At 39.0% G+C, this 19278-nt stretch carries 23 protein-coding genes, 1 tRNA gene and 1 other RNA gene; 4 read left to right on the forward strand and 21 right to left on the reverse strand.

Translation table 11 applies throughout. The features are described 5' to 3' along the window. Positions 1–65 precede the first annotated feature (65 nt). From I6E82_RS12515 to I6E82_RS12525, 3 genes are all read right to left on the reverse strand, one after another. Complete coding sequence (locus tag I6E82_RS12515; protein ID WP_197118036.1) at positions 66–770, reverse strand: NRDE family protein; 705 nt, start codon at positions 768–770, stop codon at positions 66–68. Between the two features lies 1 nt (position 771). Then, positions 772–1305 (reverse strand): hypothetical protein, encoded by a 534-nt coding sequence (locus tag I6E82_RS12520; protein WP_024589710.1) that lies wholly within the window; start codon positions 1303–1305, stop codon positions 772–774. Positions 1306–1518: 213 nt separating this feature from the next. Continuing rightward, positions 1519–1593, reverse strand: a tRNA-Arg gene (locus tag I6E82_RS12525). Positions 1594–1839: 246 nt separating this feature from the next. On the opposite strand from I6E82_RS12525, the gene I6E82_RS12530 reads away from it, so the two are divergent. Next, entirely contained in the window at positions 1840–2022 is a 183-nt protein-coding gene (locus tag I6E82_RS12530) for a hypothetical protein (RefSeq protein WP_007587299.1), read from the forward strand. On the opposite strand, the gene I6E82_RS12535 is transcribed toward I6E82_RS12530, so the two are convergent. From I6E82_RS12535 to I6E82_RS12545, 3 genes are all read right to left on the reverse strand, one after another. Continuing rightward, positions 2019–2831 (reverse strand): phosphotransferase, encoded by an 813-nt coding sequence (locus tag I6E82_RS12535; RefSeq protein ID WP_197118037.1) that lies wholly within the window; start codon positions 2829–2831, stop codon positions 2019–2021. The two genes, I6E82_RS12530 and I6E82_RS12535, sit on opposite strands and share 4 nt — an antisense overlap. Positions 2832–2834: 3 nt before the next feature. Continuing rightward, positions 2835–3452: a nicotinamide riboside transporter PnuC gene (gene pnuC / locus I6E82_RS12540; RefSeq protein WP_182195042.1), complete on the reverse strand. Its 618-nt coding sequence runs from the start codon at positions 3450–3452 to the stop codon at positions 2835–2837. A 201-nt stretch (positions 3453–3653) separates the two neighbouring features. Beyond that, complete coding sequence (locus I6E82_RS12545) at positions 3654–3905, reverse strand: hypothetical protein (protein ID WP_007587304.1); 252 nt, start codon at positions 3903–3905, stop codon at positions 3654–3656. Positions 3906–4012: 107 nt separating this feature from the next. On the opposite strand from I6E82_RS12545, the gene I6E82_RS12550 reads away from it, so the two are divergent. Continuing rightward, the gene (locus I6E82_RS12550) at positions 4013–4252 is read left to right on the forward strand and encodes a DUF2960 domain-containing protein (protein ID WP_007587305.1); all 240 of its coding nucleotides are present in this window, start codon (positions 4013–4015) and stop codon (positions 4250–4252) included. Between the two features lie 19 nt (positions 4253–4271). On the opposite strand, the gene alr is transcribed toward I6E82_RS12550, so the two are convergent. From alr to rpsF, 9 genes are all read right to left on the reverse strand, one after another. Beyond that, the gene (gene alr / locus I6E82_RS12555; RefSeq protein ID WP_007587306.1) at positions 4272–5351 is read right to left on the reverse strand and encodes an alanine racemase; all 1080 of its coding nucleotides are present in this window, start codon (positions 5349–5351) and stop codon (positions 4272–4274) included. Then, a complete protein-coding gene (gene dnaB / locus I6E82_RS12560; protein WP_007587308.1) occupies positions 5351–6730 on the reverse strand; it encodes a replicative DNA helicase in 1380 nt (459 codons plus the stop codon). The genes alr and dnaB overlap by 1 nt, the downstream gene beginning before the upstream one ends. Positions 6731–6843: 113 nt before the next feature. Then, positions 6844–7782: a DUF4097 family beta strand repeat-containing protein gene (locus I6E82_RS12565; RefSeq protein ID WP_197118038.1), complete on the reverse strand. Its 939-nt coding sequence runs from the start codon at positions 7780–7782 to the stop codon at positions 6844–6846. A 9-nt stretch (positions 7783–7791) separates the two neighbouring features. Continuing rightward, the gene (locus I6E82_RS12570) at positions 7792–8274 is read right to left on the reverse strand and encodes a hypothetical protein (protein WP_197118039.1); all 483 of its coding nucleotides are present in this window, start codon (positions 8272–8274) and stop codon (positions 7792–7794) included. Continuing rightward, positions 8261–8809 (reverse strand): RNA polymerase sigma factor, encoded by a 549-nt coding sequence (locus tag I6E82_RS12575; protein WP_197118040.1) that lies wholly within the window; start codon positions 8807–8809, stop codon positions 8261–8263. The genes I6E82_RS12570 and I6E82_RS12575 overlap by 14 nt, the downstream gene beginning before the upstream one ends. A gap of 430 nt (positions 8810–9239) precedes the next feature. Further along, positions 9240–9692: a 50S ribosomal protein L9 gene (rplI, locus tag I6E82_RS12580; RefSeq protein ID WP_002962755.1), complete on the reverse strand. Its 453-nt coding sequence runs from the start codon at positions 9690–9692 to the stop codon at positions 9240–9242. Positions 9693–9727: 35 nt separating this feature from the next. Beyond that, a complete protein-coding gene (rpsR, locus tag I6E82_RS12585) occupies positions 9728–9955 on the reverse strand; it encodes a 30S ribosomal protein S18 (protein WP_007378475.1) in 228 nt (75 codons plus the stop codon). 12 nt (positions 9956–9967) lie between these two features. After that, positions 9968–10285, reverse strand: a complete 318-nt coding sequence (gene priB / locus I6E82_RS12590; protein ID WP_004588456.1) for a primosomal replication protein N — start codon at positions 10283–10285, stop codon at positions 9968–9970. Positions 10286–10328: 43 nt separating this feature from the next. Further along, positions 10329–10670 carry a 30S ribosomal protein S6 gene (gene rpsF / locus I6E82_RS12595; protein WP_007378473.1) on the reverse strand — a complete coding sequence of 114 codons (342 nt, stop codon included), beginning with the start codon at positions 10668–10670 and terminating at the stop codon, positions 10329–10331. Between the two features lie 377 nt (positions 10671–11047). Here rpsF and I6E82_RS12600 point away from each other — a divergent pair, with 377 nt between their 5' ends. Further along, the gene (locus I6E82_RS12600; RefSeq protein ID WP_197118041.1) at positions 11048–12247 is read left to right on the forward strand and encodes an alpha/beta hydrolase-fold protein; all 1200 of its coding nucleotides are present in this window, start codon (positions 11048–11050) and stop codon (positions 12245–12247) included. A gap of 268 nt (positions 12248–12515) precedes the next feature. On the opposite strand, the gene I6E82_RS12605 is transcribed toward I6E82_RS12600, so the two are convergent. The 6 genes from I6E82_RS12605 to I6E82_RS12630 form a co-directional block, all read right to left on the reverse strand. After that, the gene (locus I6E82_RS12605) at positions 12516–13742 is read right to left on the reverse strand and encodes an alpha/beta hydrolase family protein (RefSeq protein WP_197118042.1); all 1227 of its coding nucleotides are present in this window, start codon (positions 13740–13742) and stop codon (positions 12516–12518) included. A 2-nt stretch (positions 13743–13744) separates the two neighbouring features. Further along, positions 13745–14416, reverse strand: a complete 672-nt coding sequence (locus I6E82_RS12610; RefSeq protein WP_197118043.1) for a hypothetical protein — start codon at positions 14414–14416, stop codon at positions 13745–13747. 197 nt (positions 14417–14613) lie between these two features. Next, positions 14614–15780 (reverse strand): FAD-dependent monooxygenase, encoded by a 1167-nt coding sequence (locus I6E82_RS12615; RefSeq protein WP_197118044.1) that lies wholly within the window; start codon positions 15778–15780, stop codon positions 14614–14616. Next, positions 15777–16964, reverse strand: a complete 1188-nt coding sequence (ubiH, locus tag I6E82_RS12620; protein WP_101216070.1) for a 2-octaprenyl-6-methoxyphenyl hydroxylase — start codon at positions 16962–16964, stop codon at positions 15777–15779. Before ubiH ends, I6E82_RS12615 begins: the two co-directional genes overlap by 4 nt. Before the next feature lie 15 nt (positions 16965–16979). Further along, the gene (gene pepP, locus I6E82_RS12625) at positions 16980–18302 is read right to left on the reverse strand and encodes a Xaa-Pro aminopeptidase (RefSeq protein WP_165735840.1); all 1323 of its coding nucleotides are present in this window, start codon (positions 18300–18302) and stop codon (positions 16980–16982) included. Positions 18303–18332: 30 nt separating this feature from the next. After that, entirely contained in the window at positions 18333–18896 is a 564-nt protein-coding gene (locus I6E82_RS12630; RefSeq protein ID WP_007587323.1) for a UPF0149 family protein, read from the reverse strand. A gap of 193 nt (positions 18897–19089) precedes the next feature. Between I6E82_RS12630 and ssrS the strand changes: the two genes are divergently transcribed. Then, positions 19090–19272: non-coding RNA, 6S RNA (gene ssrS / locus I6E82_RS12635), on the forward strand. Positions 19273–19278: the final 6 nt, after the last annotated feature.

The raw sequence follows: 19278 nt of genomic DNA on the forward strand, positions 1-19278 counted from the left end.
CAAAAAAGTCGACGCAATTAATTGCGTCGACTTTTTAGTTATGTAACAGCTATAAAAATATTTAGTTAAGCTGCAGCCACTTTTAAACAACTAATGCTGCTAATGAGCTGAGACTGCTTATCAAAATAATTAAAGCATATAGTGTTACCAACTTTAATATGGCTAATACTGACTGTCATTGCATCTTCTCTTTGCATATTTACACCATATTGGCCTTGCTCGGCTTTGCTGTAATGAAATGCTAAAAACTGCTCACTTGCAGGATATCTTAAGTCAATAAGTTGCTTAAATTGCTGTTTACGCTTTTGTGTAACTGTTTCTAGCTCAACGCCAGATGACGTTGCAAGCGATTCAACTTGGCAATCGATTAATTGTTTTGTGTCCCACCGAACAAAAACGATGTGACTATTATTTAGGGATAATTTATCCGGAAAAATACACAATTTAAAAGGCGCATAACCCGATAAATCCATATTTTGTAATTGAGACAATGCAGGGGTTTTGTTGCTCAGTAAATGTGGGATTAAAAGACCTCTACTGTGCTTTACGGCAGTTATATCAAATACACTTTGATAATCGTTTAATAAAGCTAATGTTTGCCCCCAATGCGATACACCAAGCCAAGTACCTCCCCCTTGCGGATCGATAGGGTAAATTGCGTTACCTGTGTGCTTACTCGGGGCGATTGCCATTTCTCGCGTTTTTTGCTCATCACGATTAAAAAACAACTCGTAGCCATCATCAGTTAAGAAGTAACTTAAAGTGCACATATTAACTTTGCAGTGATTTTAATTGGCTTTGTTGGCTTTTTTCTCTCAAAAAAGTGGCTGTACTTGGTGCTAACCCAAAGTTCTGGTCGAATGATGCTTTTTGTGCAAAGGTAATTTGTGAAATCATCGCATAGTGATGTACTGCATGGCTTCCTACAAATATAAGCTCTCGTGCTAATGAGGTTGTTACAGTTTGTACATTTTTACTTTTAATTGATACTTCGCTTGAAAGTAACAGCGGTTTATTAAAATCATCTGTACTTAGCTGTTCAATCCACGATGCTATCTCGGCAATTTTTTTTATAGCTTCGCAGGGATTACTTTCAATATTACTGCCGCGTAGGCGACTATCATAATCAATATTATTTATACCAAAGCCCGTCATTAAAGATTGGTAATGATCGATAATGTGGCGCATATGTGACCCAGCTGAACTAATGAAATTAGGAGCAACGATTTGCGAATAATCCTCTTTAGTTACACTTTCAAGATAAGCATGTCCTTGAGCGAGTATTTCTAACTGACTATTTAACATTGAATCGGTTTTCCTCATTTATAATTTCGTCGTATATGCATACATAACGTTAGATAACATTTTGAATAATGCAATTTTGCATTGTATAAATAACTAGAAAGCTGTTCTTACAATAAAATTTCAAAATTTATGCAGTAATACATTTTTAAATACAAAAGTAATTAATGAAAAGCTAGATAATATAGAGGGAATATTAGTAGATGTAAAAGCAAATGGCGCTCTCGGTAGGGATCGAACCTACAACTCAGCCTCCGGAGGGCCACGTGATATCCATTTCACCACGAGAGCACATTTGTTGCCTCCACACCAACTCGCGATATCAGTGCTTTAGCATCAGCAATGATAAAGAGATCTTTAAATAAATACCAGTAACATCAGCTTATATGCTTATTAATTAAACTCTTTTAAATAAAACACTTCACAATGGCTTAAAAACACGCTATTTATTCTTATTGAATAAGAAACAGTAACGGTTTAGCAACATTGAAACTATGATTGTCGCTGTGCGGATTAATTTAATACGAGGAAATAATGATGAGTTTAATGTCTACTGAGCAAGTTGCTGAGTTTTTAGGTGTAAAAGTAGAGCGTGTAAAACGTCTTTCTAGAGAGAGTTTATTAATTGCTAAATCAGAAGATGAAAATGGCGAACCACAATTTGATACAGCCGAAGTAACTAAATACAAAGAGCTAGCCGAGCGCTTTGGTGGCCTTTAACATCTATAAAAAGTATTATTAACGAGTTTAGTTAGCTGCGCGCGTAACATTACAGATTTATTAGTTATGCCGCGCTCTTCGTACCAGCCAATACATAACACTAAAAAAAACAGCTTATAGTAATTCAGCTTATCTATTGAAAGATCAAACGTTTTTGTTTTATCGATGCTATTTTTATAGTTATTTAACAATGCACTTTCACTGCTCTCATTAAAATTAAAGCTCACTGCAAGGGCTGCCAAATCAAAATACACATCGTTAGTTTGTCCGTATTCAAAATCAATTAAATACATACCTGAAGCATTTACAATAATGTTGTCTTTTACTAAGTCGTTATGACAAAAACCTGCATTAAATGACATAGCTGTAACTGCTTTGAGTGCCTGCTCTATTTGAAGTTTATATTGCGTATATACGCCGGTGTTTTGATAAAAATGAAGCTCTTTAGCTATATCCATTGGCACGGTAGACACTGTGTAATTGTGCACTTGAGCAAGTTTATTAATAAAGCTAAGCGTTATATCCGATTGCGCGCTCTTGCCTTCAATATAATTAAATACCGCACGACCGTTTTTTTTATCAAGCCAAATAGGCGCTGGACATATATTAAAGTCACTTAAAAAGCGCTGCGCTTCAAGGCCGTCACTTGGCCAATGGCTTTTATAACACTTTAACAAATACCCTTGTTGCTCGGTACGTATTAAAAAATTATCGTTACTAAAGCCATTAAGTAATCGCTCGCTTGAAACAATGCTTGTAGGCTCTATAAACGCACTACATATTTTTACTAACTGAGTATGGGCAATCATTGATTAAAGCTGTGCTAGAGGCTTAGCTTGGCTTTGTTCGTATTCTTCGTACCAGGTTTTAAAGCCCCACGCTGCCATAATGGTATAAAATATAAAGAGTGCTAGCGTTGGGTAATAACCTTTTTCGTAATATAAATACATAGAAGCTGCATCTATAACAATCCAGTACAGCCAGTTTTCGAGGACTTTTTTAGCAACTAAGTAAGTAGTTACTACTGCAAAGCAAGTTGTAAAGCTATCAAGATAAGCAAAATCAGCATGTGTATAGTTTTGCATAACGTAACCAATAGCTATTGCAGCTATAGTTGTTAAACTAATTAAAACAGCATGGCGGTTCATCGACCACGATGTAATATTTAAATTTGCAGCTTTGCCTTTACGCCATACAACCCATCCAAATACAGCCATATACATATAATAAAAATTAAGTAATGACTCCATAAGTAATGCACCATTCCAGTACATTATTGTATAAATGAGCGTACTAAAAAACGCCGCAGGCCAACACCATAAGCTTTCTTTTATTGCTAATAATAAATAAGCCATCGACAACCCTACCGCAATGTACTCCCAATGCGACATTGCTGTAAAACCACTTAAGGTTTGTGTTAAAAAGTCCATATTATGCAGTTACCGTTTAGTTGTGCCGATTGTTATACCAACCTGCTTATATACGGGGTCTATTTAACGTTAAGAAAATTACGCTAGAACTAAGCAAAAATTTTTGTATCTAGTTGCTCTAAATAAAAAATTTTTAACGACGTTATAGTGCAATTTAATTCGTTAAATTGATCAAAGATTTATGCAGGTTGGTATTATAGGTTATTCAGGCGATAAGTCGCCAGAGAGAAACTTACATACAAAAATAGCTTTACCAAATTCTTCATATGAACGTTTAATTTCGGTATTTAACACCTGCATTACTAAATCGTAATCACCAAAAATTTGCGTTGATAACGTGTTAGTAATCACTTTTAAATCATCGTATTCGTTTAATCTGTCAATAAAGCCCTGAATAAACGGGATATAATCTTGGTGAAGTGGGTATTTACTGATCTCTACTGATAATTTCATTTTTGACTCTTTATTTTAATTACCGATTACAACAAGTCATTCAATGCTAGAGCCGTTATTAAATACAGTGTAAAATCGCTGCAACACTCAATTGAAATGAGCTTAATATGGCACGTAGAATAACCTACAAATATAAAAACGAACCGCGCGAGATTAATTTCGCTAAAGATAAATACCACGACATGTATCAAGCAATTGCTGCCGCCGAAGGTATTGATCTGACTAATTACTTAAGCATGGTACAGCAAATAGAAATGACCTCAAAAGGGTCTGCTTCTGTTCGTAACTTTCGCGACCAAGAATTTGCCCGTATGGGCTTTAGCGACGTTTACTTTATAAAAGAGTAAATACCGCTTTATAGCTGTATTAACGCTGATACTCATAACTTACGCGCGGTGTAATATTACATAATAGCTCGTAAGGAATAGTATCAGCGCATAATGCTATTTCTTCAACTGGTAGCTCAGGGCCCCACATAGTGACTCTGTCGCCCACTTTAATATTGTGCTCATTAGCGCCTATATCTACGCTAATCATATCCATAGCAACACTGCCAACAATACCATAACGCTGCTTACCAATTATTACTGGTGTGCCCTCTTTAGCGTGCCGAGGATAACCATCGCCATAACCCATAGCCACAACGGCTAATTTGGTTGGTTTATCGCTTTTCCAACGACCACCATACCCTACCGCCTCATTGGCTGGTACATTACGCACTGCAATTACGCGCGTAGTTAAGCGCATAACTGGTTTTAATTTGTGTTGTTGCCCAATGCTATTTGCCATTGGCGATACGCCATATAACATAAGCCCAGGGCGTACCCAATCACCATGGCCGCTCGGCCATGCAATAATACCAGCAGAATTTGATAAACAATGTGCTTGGTCAATGCCATTCACTAAGTTATCAAATAACGTGATTTGTTGAACCGTTTTGGCATTATCAACATCATCAGCACACGAAAAGTGGGTCATTAAATTAACGGTATTTTTGGCGTTAGGTGTTTTTTGTAAGCGGTTATAAAACTCTTCAAACTGCTCTGGCGCAATACCTAGTCGATGCATACCTGTATTTACTTTTAACCAGCATGTTATTGGCGCATCGAGCTTTGCTTTTTCAAGCGCGGCTAATTGGTATTCGTCATGAATAATAGTTTGAAAGTTATTAGCGAGTAAAATAGGTAAGTCGGCTTTGTTAAAAAAGCCTTCTAGTAAAACTATTGGCTTTGTTAAGCCCCCAGCTCGAAGGGCAAGCCCTTCATCTATTCGCGCCACAGCAAATGCGTCAGCATTATTTAAATGCTGCGCAATCGTTACTAAACCATGCCCGTAAGCATTTGCTTTTAGCACCGCCATTACTTTGCTGTTAGGTGCAAAGCACTTAACTTGCGCTAAATTATGCGCAAGTGCAGCTAAATTAATTTCAGCAGTGGCTAGGCGCATTAGTAATCGTCATCTACCGCTGGTCCCGCGTAATTATCAAAGCGAGAAAATTGACCTTGGAATGTTAAACGCACTTTACCAATTGGGCCGTTACGTTGTTTACCTATGATAATTTCGGCAATACCTTTGTCAGTACTGTCTTCGTTATAAACTTCATCACGGTAAATAAACATGATTAAATCGGCATCCTGCTCTATCGACCCCGACTCACGTAAATCTGAGTTAATAGGACGTTTATCGGCACGTTGCTCTAGCGTACGGTTAAGCTGCGAAAGCGCAACAACCGGACATTTTAGCTCTTTTGCTAGTGCTTTAAGTGAACGTGAAATTTCAGCAATTTCGAGCGTTCGGTTATCAGCAAGGCTTGGTACACGCATTAACTGCAAGTAATCGACCATGATCATACTAATGCCACCGTGGTCGCGGGCTATACGCCTTGCACGTGAACGCACATCGGTAGGTGTTAAGCCCGATGCATCATCAACGTACATTTTACCTTTTTCCATCAACAAGCCCATTGTTGATGAAAGTCGTGCCCAATCGTCATCATCTAATTGACCAGTACGTACCTTAGTTTGGTTAATACGGCCAAGAGACGCTAACATCCTCATCATAATTTGTTCTGAAGGCATCTCTAGAGAGTAAATTAATACTGGTTTGTCTTGAGTCATTGCAGCATGTTCTGCAAGGTTCATCGCAAAAGTGGTTTTACCCATTGATGGACGCGCTGCAACAATAATTAAGTCAGAAGGCTGTAAGCCCGTCGTCATTTTATCAAGATCGGCATAACCTGTACTTACACCCGTAACACCATCTTGTGGTGATTGATAAAGCTCTTCTATTTTATCAACGGTTTTTTCAAGGATGCTATGAATGCTTTGCGGGCCTTCATTATTTTTTGTTCGTTGCTCAGCTATTTTAAACACTTTGCTTTCGGCAAAATCGAGTAAGTCGTGACTGGTACGTCCTTCGGTATTAAAACCCGCTTCTGCAATTTCGTTCGCTACGCCAATCATTTCACGTACAACAGCACGTTCGCGTACAATACTTGCGTAAGCGTCAATGTTAGCAGCACTTGGCGTGTTTTTAGCTATTTCTGCTAAATAAGCAAAGCCACCAATTCCTGCCAGTTTATTATTTTTTTCTAAACTCTCCGAAATAGTGATTAAATCTATCGGATCGCCAATCTCAGCAAGTGCCGTCATCGCCTCAAAAATTAACTTGTGCGTGCGGGTATAAAAATCCTGTGATACAACAAGTTCAGCTACGCGGTCAAAAGCTTGGTTATCAAGCATTAAGCCACCTAAAACAGATTGTTCAGCTTCTATTGAATGGGGAGGAACTTTAAGTGTATCGACTTGCTTATCTGGTTTGGCCATAACTTCACAGTAGTAAAATTGAATGGCTCTATTCTATCGACTTGAAGGGGCTGTGCAAATAGAAAAGCAGGAAATCTTTTCCTGCTTTTTGTAATCGTGAAGGTGAATGAGCGTTATTTAATACGAAGCTCTATGCGTCCACTAATTGTATCCATTTCAACATTAGCATTACCGCCATTAATGCTAAATTCTAAATCACTGGCTGGGCCGTATTTAGCTTTATTAACTTTATCGCTAGTAACTTTATTAATGATTTTGCCATTAGCGTGCGCTTTAATTTCAAAATTTGCAGATACGCTGTCAGGAAAGTAAAAATCACCATCGCCACTTACCGATTCAAAACGTACATCAGCGCCCTTTAAAAGCTCTTTAATATGCACTTCGGCTTCGCCATTCACCGTGTTAATACGTAGGCTTTTAATTGACGATAGCGTAAAGTCTATATCGCCATTTACATTTTCAAGGCGCACATCATTGGCGCTTGAGGTTGATTTAATATCACCATTAACAGCGCTAAAACGTAGTTCACCACTTGATTCTCTATCGTTAATTTCGCCATTTACGGTTTCAAATTGAATGTTACCATTTAAGTTTTGTGCATTTACATCGCCATTAACGGTGGTTAGCTTAATATTACCGGCAATATCATCTACCGTAATTTCGCCATTAACCACATCAACTTCAGCGCCATTTTTTAGCTCTTTTGCAGTCACCGATACATTAACGCCAGCAAACTCTAAACTACTGCTTTTAGGCATAAATATGGTTAAGCTTGAGCCATCGCCATTATTACCCCAATTTGATTTACGTGGCATTTTTACAATAAACTGAGTTTTATCGCCATTTGTTTTAAGCTCATAACCATCGGCTTTGTCATCAAGCTCGCCAGATACTTTAAATTCGTTTTTATCCCAGCCTGTAATATGTATATCACCGCGTTGGTTTTCAATAAAAATAGTGCCGCCACTTGGTACGTCTATTTGCTTATCTATTTTTTCACCCGCTAATACCGCCAACGGAAATAAGCTCAGTCCTAATAAAATCGCTTTCATGTCGTACTCCTAAATGTGCTGCCAACGTGGCGCATGCACCTTGTTAATTAAATCAAGTTGTTGTTGATATATTTGCGCTAACATTGTTAGTAGCGCTTGGTTTTGTGGCTCATTTTTAAGAACTTGCTTTATTGCTTGCTCTGCGTTTTCAAGCTCTTGTAGCTGCGTTTGCCAGTTAGTGGTCAATGCTTCTTTATTTTCATATTCAACCAACAAACTGTTTTTTTGCGCCGAAAAGTAATCACTTATAGCCACTACGGGTTGTGGCTCGGGCGCTATAACAAATAGATTTACAGCAATTAAAGCAGCTAATGTGCAGGCAGCTATTGCTGTTAGTTTTGGCCAAATAGCAGTGCCTTTTAGGTCCTGCTTATTACTAACCATTGCTCGCTCAATTCCCGCCCACAGGTCTTTTTGTGGCATAATGTCTTTATCAAACGTGTTTAATGACTCATTCAAATAGTCGTCAAAATTTGGTTTATTCATTTTCATACCACTCTTGTAGTAGCTGCCTAGCACGATGATATTGCGACTTACTTGATCCAACAGCCATACCTAATTGCTCGGCTATTTCCTCGTGCCTGTAACCTTCGATTGCAAACAACACAAATACCATACGTGCGCGCTCAGGAAGCCTTACTATTAATTTATCGAGACCATTTAAGCCTTTGCAGTCATTAGCTGATTGCTCATCCATCCCGCAGTGTTCAATGCTCACTACTTTTTGCAGCCAATTTTTTTGCTTGCGTAAGTAACCAATTGCTACATTACTTGCAACACTGTAAAGCCAAGTAGAAAACTGCGAACGCCCATCAAACAATGCTATTTTACGCCATACCTGTACAAACACTTCTTGGGCTGCATCTTCAGCATGCGCTTGGTCGGCTAATAAACGTAAACATAAACCGTAGACTCGTTTTATATGTAACTCATAAAGCGTTGTGTATGCGCCTTGATCACCTGATTTAACACGCTCAATGAGTGTAGCTTCGCATAAAGGCGTTTGTTCGGGTTTAACGTGTAACATCCGTGATGTCGCCTTTTAATTATTATTATTGAGTTAGTGTATTGATAAGTTAGACGTAATAACAGTTCGAAAAGGTTTAAAGGGAATAAAAAAATAATTGAATAAAAAAGGGGCTTGTACGAGGCTTTATACCAATTCGCTTAATTAAGTGATCTATTTTGAGGATGGAAAAACGTGTTGATAGCTAGACAAAAAATTCGCCATTTAGTTGTTCTCGGCAATTGCTCCTGCATTGCTCTACCTTCTGCATCCATGCAGTCGTAAATGAGAATTTTTTAACACAGGTAGCGACACGTTTAGCCCCGCAAAATGATTAAGTATTATTGCGGATTGATATTATTTAACTGTGCCCTTAACTAATTAAAATTAGCCAAATTACAGACACAAAAAAGCCGTGCTAATAGCACGGCTTTTGTCGCTTAATTAAAAATTAAGCTTCAGCGATTACGATTACTTTAATAGTAGCCGTTACGTCTGAGTGAACTGAAATTGATACGTCAAATTCACCTGTCTCACGGATAGTACCTAGAGGCAAACGAACTTCTGACTTAGCAACTTCAACACCAACAGCTGAGATAGCGTCAGCGATGTCACGAGTACCGATTGAACCGAATAACTTACCTTCGTCACCAGCTTTAGATACTAATGTAACTTCTGCTAATGCTTCTAGTTTTTCAGCGCGTGCTTGTGCAGCAACTAACTGTTCAGCGATTTTCGCTTCAAGTTCTGCACGACGAGCGTCAAACGTTTCAATGTTAGCTTTAGTCGCAGGAACTGCCTTACCTTGAGGGAAAAGGAAGTTACGTGCGAAACCAGATTTAACTACAACCTGTTCACCTAGGCTACCTAGGTTAGCGATCTTATCTAGTAGAATAACTTGCATGTTTCTACACCTTTTAAAAACTGTTAATCCGCTGCTTACTTATGTAAGTCAGTGTATGGAAGAAGGGCTAAGTAGCGAGCACGCTTAATAGCAGTTGCTAGCTGGCGCTGAAATTTAGCGCTAGTACCTGTGATACGGCTAGGTACGATTTTGCCACTTTCTGTAACATAGTTTCTAAGAGTAGCTAGATCTTTGTAATCGATTTGTTTTACGCCTTCCGCTTTAAAGCGGCAGAACTTACGACGTCTGAAATAACGTGCCATGAGATTAATTCCTCAAATAATTCTTTCTATATGCTGAGCATGCAAAACCAATTGGCTAAGGCCGTTACGACCTTCGTGGCGATTTAAAAAACCACTCACTTGCAATGCCTGCCCAACGTGCAAATGTTGAGTCTGTTGTTGCATTTGCTTTCCACTGGCAACTACCTGAAGCCTCACGTAACTATTACGGTTAAGGTCTGCTTCGGTTTGCATCGATTTATGTTCTACAACAAAAATACAATGCGGGATGCCAGCAGGGCTTTGGCTAAACTTGGGAGTTTTACAAACTACCCCAGATATAACCAGCTGATTCATATATGGGCTAACCATTATAGTAACTGCTGATTACATGCCATGCTAGGACTCAAAACAATTAAGCAGCTGGTGCTTCTTTCTTCTCTTCTCTTGCAAGAGGAGACGCTTCAGTTTCAGCAGTTTTAGTGCGGATAACTAAGTTACGAAGCACTGCATCGTTGTAGCGGAAAGTAGTTTCTAGCTCGCTGATTACTTCAGTTGGTGCTTCAACGTTCATAAGAACATAGTGAGCTTTATGAAGCTTGTTAATTGGGTAAGCCAATTGACGACGGCCCCAATCTTCAAGACGGTGGATAACACCACCAGCTTCAGTGATAGAACCAGTATAACGTTCGATCATACCAGCAACTTGCTCACTCTGATCTGGGTGAACCATGAATACGATTTCGTAATGACGCATGGATATTCCTTACGGTTAATAGAGCCTTCTACCGTTTCGGCCGGTCGGTTTAAGGCAAGGAATTAATAGTTTAAAAGCCGAAATGAGCGCGCATTTTACGCTTAGACGGATAATTAAGCAAGCAGGTTTTTTAAGCTTTTATAGATAAGAGTTAAAAGGTAATTATTACGAGCTTCGCTCGTCGCGTCAGCAAGCTGCTCGCCTACCGAAAAAGTTAAGCACAGAGTGCAATGTCTCTTGTAGAAGCCGAGCTTACTCGCGTGAAAAGCGATAGCTTTTAATTGCTTAAGCTGTATGTTTACCCCGAAAATATAAACATTTACTCAAGCTTAAAGCCGTGCAATTATTAAGCAATATATTATTAAATAAGGATATTTATGAAGCTCTTACTATCGCTTGTATTAATACTTACTTTTAGTACACCATTTTTAAGCCACGCAAAAACCAATACAACTGACATAACCGTTGGTAAAAAAGTCATTCTGCAGTCAAAAATACTTAACGAAGACAGACCCATTAAAATTTTCATACCTGACACTGTAAAAGACGATCAGCCGCTTTATGTTATTTATTTACTTGATGGTGTTGAGCACTTTCATACGGTGTCTGGTGTTATTAAATCCCTTGTTGATTACGAGCAGATACCTAACGCAATGCTCGTTGGTATTGATACAACTAACCGTGTTCGCGATTATTTACCAAAAGTAGGAGGCGAGCCTAAAACAGAGTTTCAAACTTTTGTTAAAAACAAATGGCCTGACGCAGGACAAACCGACAAGTTTTTAAAGTTTGTGTCTGATGAACTCATGCCTTATATAAACAGTAATTACTCAACTAACGGCTACAACACCTTAATTGGCCACTCTAATGCAGGTACTTTAGCGCTTTATACTTTAGTTAATCAGCCTGAGTTATTTAATAACTATATAGCTATAAGCCCAAACAGTTGGTGGAGTGATGAGGAATTAAAAAATAATATTATAAAATACACTAAAAACCCTAAAGGTGATCAGTCGTTATTTATTAGTGTAGCAAGCGAAGGAGCACGCTTTTATACAGGCGTATTAAATACTTTGGTAAATTTAGAACAACAAACGCCCTCGCAGCTTAAATGGGAATATAAACATTATCCCGCTTTTACTCATATGGGCACTATACTACCAGCGCTTAGCGATAGCCTAATTCACTTATTTAGCGACCTAATATTTAAGGTTACTGACGAGCACGGAAAGTTTGCTGATGTATCGCTCATTACAGGTTATTACCAAGCACTTAGTGATAAGTACGGGTTTGAGCTTAAAATTCCACAAGATGTATACGTAGAGTTTGCTCATAGCCAGCAAAAGTTTGGTAATACAGCTAAAGCTATTACCACGCTTAAACACTTTACTACCCATTACCCAAATGCAACTTATTCTCACATGCGTTTATCGCAAGGGTACACTGCAGACAAACAGTTTAAAGAAGCCGTTACCAGCATGAAACACGCACTCGAGCTTGCAAAAGAAAACAAAAAAGACCCGCTGTTAATTGATGCGCTCAAAGATATGGTGAATGAAGCACAAAAGAATTTGTAACTGATTTAACGCAAAGCGCTTTTTAACTAACGATAGTAATTACGAGCTACGCTCGTCGCGTCAGCAAGCTAAACGCCTACAGGTAAAATTAAGCTCAGTGTTAAACTTTGCATGTAGACGCCGAACTTGCTCGCGTGAAAAGCGCGGCTTTAAAGATGTTCAAAACTATTTTAAAACAAAAAACCGATGTTTAAACTAAACATCGGTTTTTTATAATAACTAGTAAATTTAAAATAGGTTTCGAGTTAAAAAACGCTCACTCATTTATTTACAAGTGTTTTTTAAGAAACTCAGTAACCTCTTTGTATTGTACTTTTAAGCTTTCTGGGTCATCAAAAAAGTGTGTTCCGTCATCAATTTCAACATACTTTATATCTAAATTTCGCTTTGCTTTATCATAAAAATATTTTGATTGTCGATAGTCAACTCTCGTATCTTTTGTCCCATGGATAAGTAAAAGTGGGGCTTTAATTCGGTTAATCATATTGATTGCCGAAACCTCAGATAATGCATCAACGGCTTTACTATCAGTCATATCAACAATATTACCTAGGTAGGCATCTTGTCGCTCTTCATCTTCAACTAACCCTTTTAAATCCGATATTCCAGAAATACTAATAATACATTTAAAGCGATCGGGCTCTTGCCATGCAGCTGTTAATGCAACATAACCACCATAACTTGCGCCATAAATACATGCATTATTTTTTGATGTTAATCCGGTTCTAGTAGCCCAATCCATTGCATCATATACATCTTGTTGCATACGTTTACCCCACTGATAATAACCATCAGTTTCAAAAGCACTACCAAAACCTTCTGAGCCCCTGAAGTTCACTTGCAATACCGCATAACCTAAACTAACTAAATATTGAAGCTCTCGATTAAAGTATTTGTAGTCTCGACTATGAGGCCCTCCGTGAGGCATTACAATTAGCGGCGGAGTTTTAACCCCTTCTGGTTTTGTAAAATAGCCTGAGATTTCAGCTCCATCGCTCGCTTTAAAGCTATAGTTTTGCACTGGTACAAATTTATTACGTGCTAAATAAGGAAATTTAGATAACCAAGCGCCGCCTTTCTTTGTGTTTAAATCAAAATAATAATAAGTAGGGCTGACTGAATCACTTATTACATTTACAAGAATTCGTGTTCTATCTTTACTACGGCTAACAATACTAGCTTGCTTATCACCAAATAAATTAGCAACCATAAGCTCTTGCTTACCGTCTACCTCTGAAAAATAATGGCTCTTGTAGAAATCATCATAGTAGCCAACCCCTATAAAATCGCCCTCACTATTAACGATTGCATTATTTATATCGTATTTATCATTACTATAAACAAGCTCTTCAAACTCCCCTGACTCGATATCATATGACCATAAAGCTTGTCTGTGTAATACACGATCAGAAAGGACGTAAGCTTTTGTACCATCTTCATTAAGGCCTTGGATGGAGAAAGTACTATCTTCACCCAAAATATGGGTATGAATCATTTTTAATGCTTCATCTTTCTTTGCTCGATACCATATTGAAGCAATAAACTTATCATCTTTTTTATCAATTGCGATCCCCAGCGTAAAACTCCCTTAGGGTCTGCATACCAACTTCCAATATTTTCTTTATTCCTCTGAATTTTATCAAAACTAGAATCACCTAATTCAACTTTAAAAACAGAATAAGCTTTATCTTTTTCATCAAACGTTGACACTAGCGCGAAATCTGGCTCATTTTTAAGTGAGGAAACGAGTCTGAAACTCTGATATCTATACCACCTATATTCAGAAAAACGTCGCGTAGTTAGCATTTTACTTTCATTGGTTTCAACATTGATCGAATATAACCTTGAAACTCTCATGTATTGACCATTGACATATTCAGGGTAACTAGCAGAAACAATGATATATTTATTACCTGACCAACGAATAAAGTCGACTCTGTCTTTATCTTTTTTGAGACTTGCTAATATATTGAATTCGATACTAGGAAATTTAGCTAAACTGATAGTAGGACCTTCAGCAGTATTATAAAGTGTTGCTATCATTTCTCCATTTGGCGATATTTGTGGTTGCTCTACCATTGGAAGTTTAGCGTAAGACTCCCACGGTTTATCTTTTGCATGAACTACAGACGCAGTTAATAAAAAAAATAAGAGTGTTATTTTTAACATTTATTTCTTCCTTAAAATTTAGTAAAAACTTTTTATCATATTTAATGTAAAAATAACAAAGTTTACCGAAAAAACATACAAAGTAAGTACTTAATTTATTTTAATAAAAAACCGATGCTTAAATTAAACATCGGTTTTTTATTAAAAGCGAATAACTAACCGCTTTTCTCGTTGGGTTTTGTTTCACTCAACCTACATCACTTTCCTATCGCTTCTTTGGCGAACAGGTGCTTGATTGGCCCAAGATTATCAACTAATGATAGCCCTACTCCACGAATAAGTTTTTTAACTGGGTTTGCACCTTCAAATAACTCTTTTAACCCTTGCATCATAGCGATGTGCTTTTGTGCATCGAGCTTACGAGTGCGCTCGTAATCGCGCAGTGTGCGAGTGCTTGCAAACTCCTTGCTATCGCTTGTTAAAAGCTCAATTAAATAAGCCGCATCTTTTAGGCCTAGGTTCATACCAAGCCCTGCAAGTGGATGGATTGTATGTGCAGCATCGCCAATGAGTACCACTTTGCCTGAAACCCATTGCTGGGCGTAGCGCATTTTAAGTGGGAAAGCAGTGCGCTTACTTTGCACTTCACACAGGCCACATTGACCATCTATTGCAGCCATAACGGCTTTATTAAAGCTGTTATCATCCATAGCAAGGAGCTCATCGCAGTGGTTTGGGCTGGTAGACCACACTATTGAATGAGTATGCTCATCGCTCAATGGTAAAAACGCTAAAGGCCCTGTTGGTAAAAAGACTTGGCGTGCGGTGTTTGCATGTTGCTCTTTAGTTTTAACTGTCGCGACTAGCGCATGGTGATCGTAATCTTTAAAACTAAGCGCCATATTAAATTGTTTACGTATAGCTGAATTTGCACCATCAGCCGCCACCAGCAGTTTTGCAATAATTGGCTCGCCGCTTTTAAGTGTTATAAATACATCAGATTCGCTTTGATGTATTTGCTGATACTGTGTATCAAACATTAGTGTTGCACTGCTTTGTTGCTCTAGCTCTTTTATAAGCGCAAAGCGGATAATGTCGTTTTCAACAATATGGCCTAAATGTTCAAGCTCAAGTTGCTCGTTATTAAACGCTATTTTGCCAAAGCTGTCGGCATCACGTACATCCATATGTGTATAAGCGCACGCTCGCTGTGCGATAATTTCGGGCCATACATTTAATTGTTCAAGCAAGGTTTGGCTTGCAATGCTTAACGCACTTACACGCAAACCATATTCGTCAGTTGGTAACGCTTGTGTTGGTGCGCCGTCGAGTACAACGACGCTTATATCGGCTTTTGCCAATCCAAGTGCTAGTGTTAGCCCTACACAGCCGCCACCTACAATACAAACCTGTGCTTGCTTCATAAACGCCTACCTTGTTTAACTTGCCCCATTAACTGTTTAGCTAATGGCGCTTTTAATGCGGGAAATAAATCCATCGAAAACAACCCAATACTGCGCCCCAATGCGAGCACTCGCGATGAGTTCGAAAAAAGCCTAACAAGTGCATCGGTTAAACTCATTACGGTTTTTATATCATCACTGCGCTTTTTTGAATATTCACGTGTAAACGCATAGCTGCCTAAATCGTGTTGGCTATTTGCTATTAAATTACTAAGTACTTGTACGTCGCGAAGACCTAAATTAAAACCCTGCCCTGCGATAGGATGAATCGCATGTGCAGCATTACCAATAACCACTGTACGGTGCGCAGTTAAAGACTCAACTTGCCCGTAAACGAGCGGGTAACTCGTGCGCATGCCTACTTTAGTAAATTGACCACCGCGATAACCAAACGCGCTTTGCAGGGCACTTAAAAAGCCTTGTTCACTGAGTGCCATGTGCTGTTCAACCTGATCTTGGCGCATACACCACACTAACGAATAACGGTTATTGCTCATGGGTAATAACGCCATAGGCCCGTTTTGTGTAAAACGCTCAAAGGCATGATTATTATGCCCACCAGCCACTTCTACATTAGCAATAATTGCGCCTTGTTCATAAGGCTGGGTATTAAAACCAAGCCCAAGTAAACTACGTGTTGGTGATTGTGCGCCATCAGCAATAACCAATAGCTTGGCGTTTAATTGCTCGCCGCTTTGTAAGGTGAGTGTATTGCTATGCAAAGTTTGCTCAATGGCAATTACGCTATCGGGGCACAAAAGCGTAATATTTGACTGCGTTAAACGCAGGTGAAGCGCTCGGCCAAAAGGGTTAACTTCTACTACGTAACCAAGTGAGGGCTTAGCAAATTCGTCGCAATTAATGTGCGCTTTGCCAAAGTGGCCTCTATCAGACACGCTCACTTTTTTGATTGCTGCGGTGTAAGGGGCATTTTGCTCAAATAAATTGAGGCTTTGTAAATACTCTACCGATTGCTGAGCAAGTGCAATGCTTCTGTCGTCAAAGCTTGGGTGGTAGTCGCCGGTTACTTGATTAGCTTCTACAACGGCAATATTTAACGCGGGATTAGTTTTAGCCACACTTAATGCGCAGCTTGCTCCCGCTAAACCACCGCCAATAATAACTACATCAAACTGCTTAGCCACTTTACTCTCCGAGCTTTATACGTTTTTAGCACTTTGCATAAGTGCTTCTATATCGCTAATTTTTTTAGGTACGCTTAGGGTCAAGTTTTCATGGCCGGTTTCGGTAACTAGCAAGTTATCTTCGATACGAATGCCAATGCCTTTGTATTTTTGCGGTGCGCTTGAGTCTTCGCTTATATAAAGCCCTGGCTCTATGGTGAGTACCATACCCGGCTCAAATGCACGCTCAGCGTTATTTACTTTGTAATCGCCAACATCATGTACATCTAAACCAAGCCAATGCCCAAGCCCGTGCATGTAATATTCTTTACACGCACCTTTTGCCATTAGCTCGTCAAAGTCGCCAATTAAAATACCTAAGTCGAGTAAACCTTGGGTCATTACTTCCATTGCTAGTTTATTAGCATGCGACATATAACCACCGGGTTTTACCTCATCAAAAGCAACTTCTTGCGCTTTAAGTACAATATTATAAAGCGCGGCTTGCTCTTCGCTAAATTGACCATTTACCGGAAATGTACGCGTTATATCAGCAGCGTAACCTTGTAACTCACAACCGGAGTCTATAAGTACTAGGTCACCACTTTTTAAAACATCGCTATTTTGTGTGTAATGTAAAATATTGGCGTTGTCGCCACTACCAACAATTGTGCCGTACGCAGGATGAGGCGCACCGTTCATTGCATAATGATGATGTAGCTCTGCTTCTAGCTGAAACTCTGTGGCACCCGCATGCGAATAACGCATAGCGCGCATGTGCCCTCGCGCACTAATTTCACAGCCTTCTCGCATAACATCTATCTCGCTTGGCGATTTAAACAAACGCATTTCATGAATCAGGCCGCGTATCTCTTTTAAAGTACTCGGTGCTTTGAGGCCTTTTCGAGAGCCATTTCGAAGCGTACCTAGTAACGAAAACACTTTGGTATCAAATGAGGGATAAGCACCTTGTGCAAAATAGAGCGCATTTTTTGCATTTAGCATATCGAGTGTTTTATCGTTTAATTCACTTAGCGGGTAAGCTTCATCAAACAGGTAGTCACTTTTAGCTTTATCAAAGCCAACTCTGCGGCCATGCCAAATTTCTGCAAGCTTGTCTTTATCTAGGCAAAATAAAGTACTGGGTGCATCGCTGTTATTACAGAGTACAAGTACGGCGTCGGGTTCGTTAAAGCCAGTTAAGTAAAAAAAGTCGCTATCTTGTCTAAATGCATATTCGGTATCGCGGCTGCGCGTCACTTCGCTCGCAGCGGGAATAATAGCAACGCTATTTTCATCCATTTGAGCAAGTAAGCGCTCGCGACGTGCTTTAAATTCTGACTTTTGTACTTCAACCATTATTAACCAACCCGTTTTACTTTTTAAAAGTTAATGAAGTGTTTTTTTAGTACTTTGCGTGCTTTGCTCTTTACCAAGCTCTGCAAAACAAAGTAGTGCTGATACACGCACATATTCAATCACTTCGTGCAGCGCTTGGCTGTCTTCTTCGGTTTCTTCAAAAGTAGTATCTAGGCGAGTGATTTCGCTAAAGTCAGTAATAACCTCTTTAACATCACTCGATAGTTTACCGTAGTCTTTTTGCTTTAAACCAAAACCAAGCATAAAACCCGCTACCCATGATACGAGGCCATTAGCCTGATCGATGAGTGTTTCGTCGTCGCTTGGTAAAAATAAATCAAACTGAAATTCATCATCATTAAAGCTCGCGACTACTTGCTTATAAATAGTGCCAAAAAACTGCTTTAAATCGTTACTAAACGATTCACCATCGTTAAACACATCACTCAAAAGGCCTAAGTATTCTTTGTCGTCAATGGTTAAACCACACGCAAGTAAACCACTAATCACACCATGCGCTTCAGCAGGTGATACAAATATTTCGTTTTTTTCTAAAAGCAGTTGAGCTTTTTCGTAATCGGGTAAATCGTTCATAATCGAATCTTCGCTTTGCAAGTTAAGGCAATGCTACCACTCGATAAAAAGCAACTCCAATTAATTGTATGATCAAGCTCAAAAACCATGCGATAAAGTAAATGATGAGTTAAAGGTGCGGAAAAACTAAGCGAACGGTTTAATTTTTTACGTTTGGGGTTTAAGGATTGGATTATGTCTTATATACTTAAATTGTTCCCTGGGGTACCGGAGCTTAGTTAAGTCCCTGAGCCGATAAATTTTATACCAGGGTTTCTGTTCGTCTACTATTGTGCAGGCTCGGCATGTACCGAGAAGCCTACGGTAAACCGCAGATTCCCGCCCTGAAACCTTCTGGTTTCAGGACTGAAACCGAGTACCGTATCTTGGGGAACACCTTTTT

The organism is Pseudoalteromonas sp. NZS11 (assembly GCF_015864765.1).
Lineage (GTDB): Bacteria > Pseudomonadota > Gammaproteobacteria > Enterobacterales > Alteromonadaceae > Pseudoalteromonas > Pseudoalteromonas arctica.

Excerpts from the sequence above, each read along its gene's own strand:
- I6E82_RS12515 (WP_197118036.1), bottom strand. The coding sequence starts at position 770 with ATGTGCACTTTAAGTTACTTCTTAACTGATGATGGCTACGAGTTGTTT.
- I6E82_RS12520 (WP_024589710.1), bottom strand. The coding sequence starts at position 1,305 with ATGTTAAATAGTCAGTTAGAAATACTCGCTCAAGGACATGCTTATCTT.
- I6E82_RS12530 (WP_007587299.1), top strand. The coding sequence starts at position 1,840 with ATGAGTTTAATGTCTACTGAGCAAGTTGCTGAGTTTTTAGGTGTAAAA.
- I6E82_RS12535 (WP_197118037.1), bottom strand. The coding sequence starts at position 2,831 with ATGATTGCCCATACTCAGTTAGTAAAAATATGTAGTGCGTTTATAGAG.
- pnuC (WP_182195042.1), bottom strand. The coding sequence starts at position 3,452 with ATGGACTTTTTAACACAAACCTTAAGTGGTTTTACAGCAATGTCGCAT.
- I6E82_RS12545 (WP_007587304.1), bottom strand. The coding sequence starts at position 3,905 with ATGAAATTATCAGTAGAGATCAGTAAATACCCACTTCACCAAGATTAT.
- I6E82_RS12550 (WP_007587305.1), top strand. The coding sequence starts at position 4,013 with ATGGCACGTAGAATAACCTACAAATATAAAAACGAACCGCGCGAGATT.
- alr (WP_007587306.1), bottom strand. The coding sequence starts at position 5,351 with ATGCGCCTAGCCACTGCTGAAATTAATTTAGCTGCACTTGCGCATAAT.
- dnaB (WP_007587308.1), bottom strand. The coding sequence starts at position 6,730 with ATGGCCAAACCAGATAAGCAAGTCGATACACTTAAAGTTCCTCCCCAT.
- I6E82_RS12565 (WP_197118038.1), bottom strand. The coding sequence starts at position 7,782 with ATGAAAGCGATTTTATTAGGACTGAGCTTATTTCCGTTGGCGGTATTA.
- I6E82_RS12570 (WP_197118039.1), bottom strand. The coding sequence starts at position 8,274 with ATGAAAATGAATAAACCAAATTTTGACGACTATTTGAATGAGTCATTA.
- I6E82_RS12575 (WP_197118040.1), bottom strand. The coding sequence starts at position 8,809 with ATGTTACACGTTAAACCCGAACAAACGCCTTTATGCGAAGCTACACTC.
- rplI (WP_002962755.1), bottom strand. The coding sequence starts at position 9,692 with ATGCAAGTTATTCTACTAGATAAGATCGCTAACCTAGGTAGCCTAGGT.
- rpsR (WP_007378475.1), bottom strand. The coding sequence starts at position 9,955 with ATGGCACGTTATTTCAGACGTCGTAAGTTCTGCCGCTTTAAAGCGGAA.
- priB (WP_004588456.1), bottom strand. The coding sequence starts at position 10,285 with ATGGTTAGCCCATATATGAATCAGCTGGTTATATCTGGGGTAGTTTGT.
- rpsF (WP_007378473.1), bottom strand. The coding sequence starts at position 10,670 with ATGCGTCATTACGAAATCGTATTCATGGTTCACCCAGATCAGAGTGAG.
- I6E82_RS12600 (WP_197118041.1), top strand. The coding sequence starts at position 11,048 with ATGAAGCTCTTACTATCGCTTGTATTAATACTTACTTTTAGTACACCA.
- I6E82_RS12605 (WP_197118042.1), bottom strand. The coding sequence starts at position 13,742 with ATGATTCATACCCATATTTTGGGTGAAGATAGTACTTTCTCCATCCAA.
- I6E82_RS12610 (WP_197118043.1), bottom strand. The coding sequence starts at position 14,416 with ATGTTAAAAATAACACTCTTATTTTTTTTATTAACTGCGTCTGTAGTT.
- I6E82_RS12615 (WP_197118044.1), bottom strand. The coding sequence starts at position 15,780 with ATGAAGCAAGCACAGGTTTGTATTGTAGGTGGCGGCTGTGTAGGGCTA.
- pepP (WP_165735840.1), bottom strand. The coding sequence starts at position 18,302 with ATGGTTGAAGTACAAAAGTCAGAATTTAAAGCACGTCGCGAGCGCTTA.
- I6E82_RS12630 (WP_007587323.1), bottom strand. The coding sequence starts at position 18,896 with ATGAACGATTTACCCGATTACGAAAAAGCTCAACTGCTTTTAGAAAAA.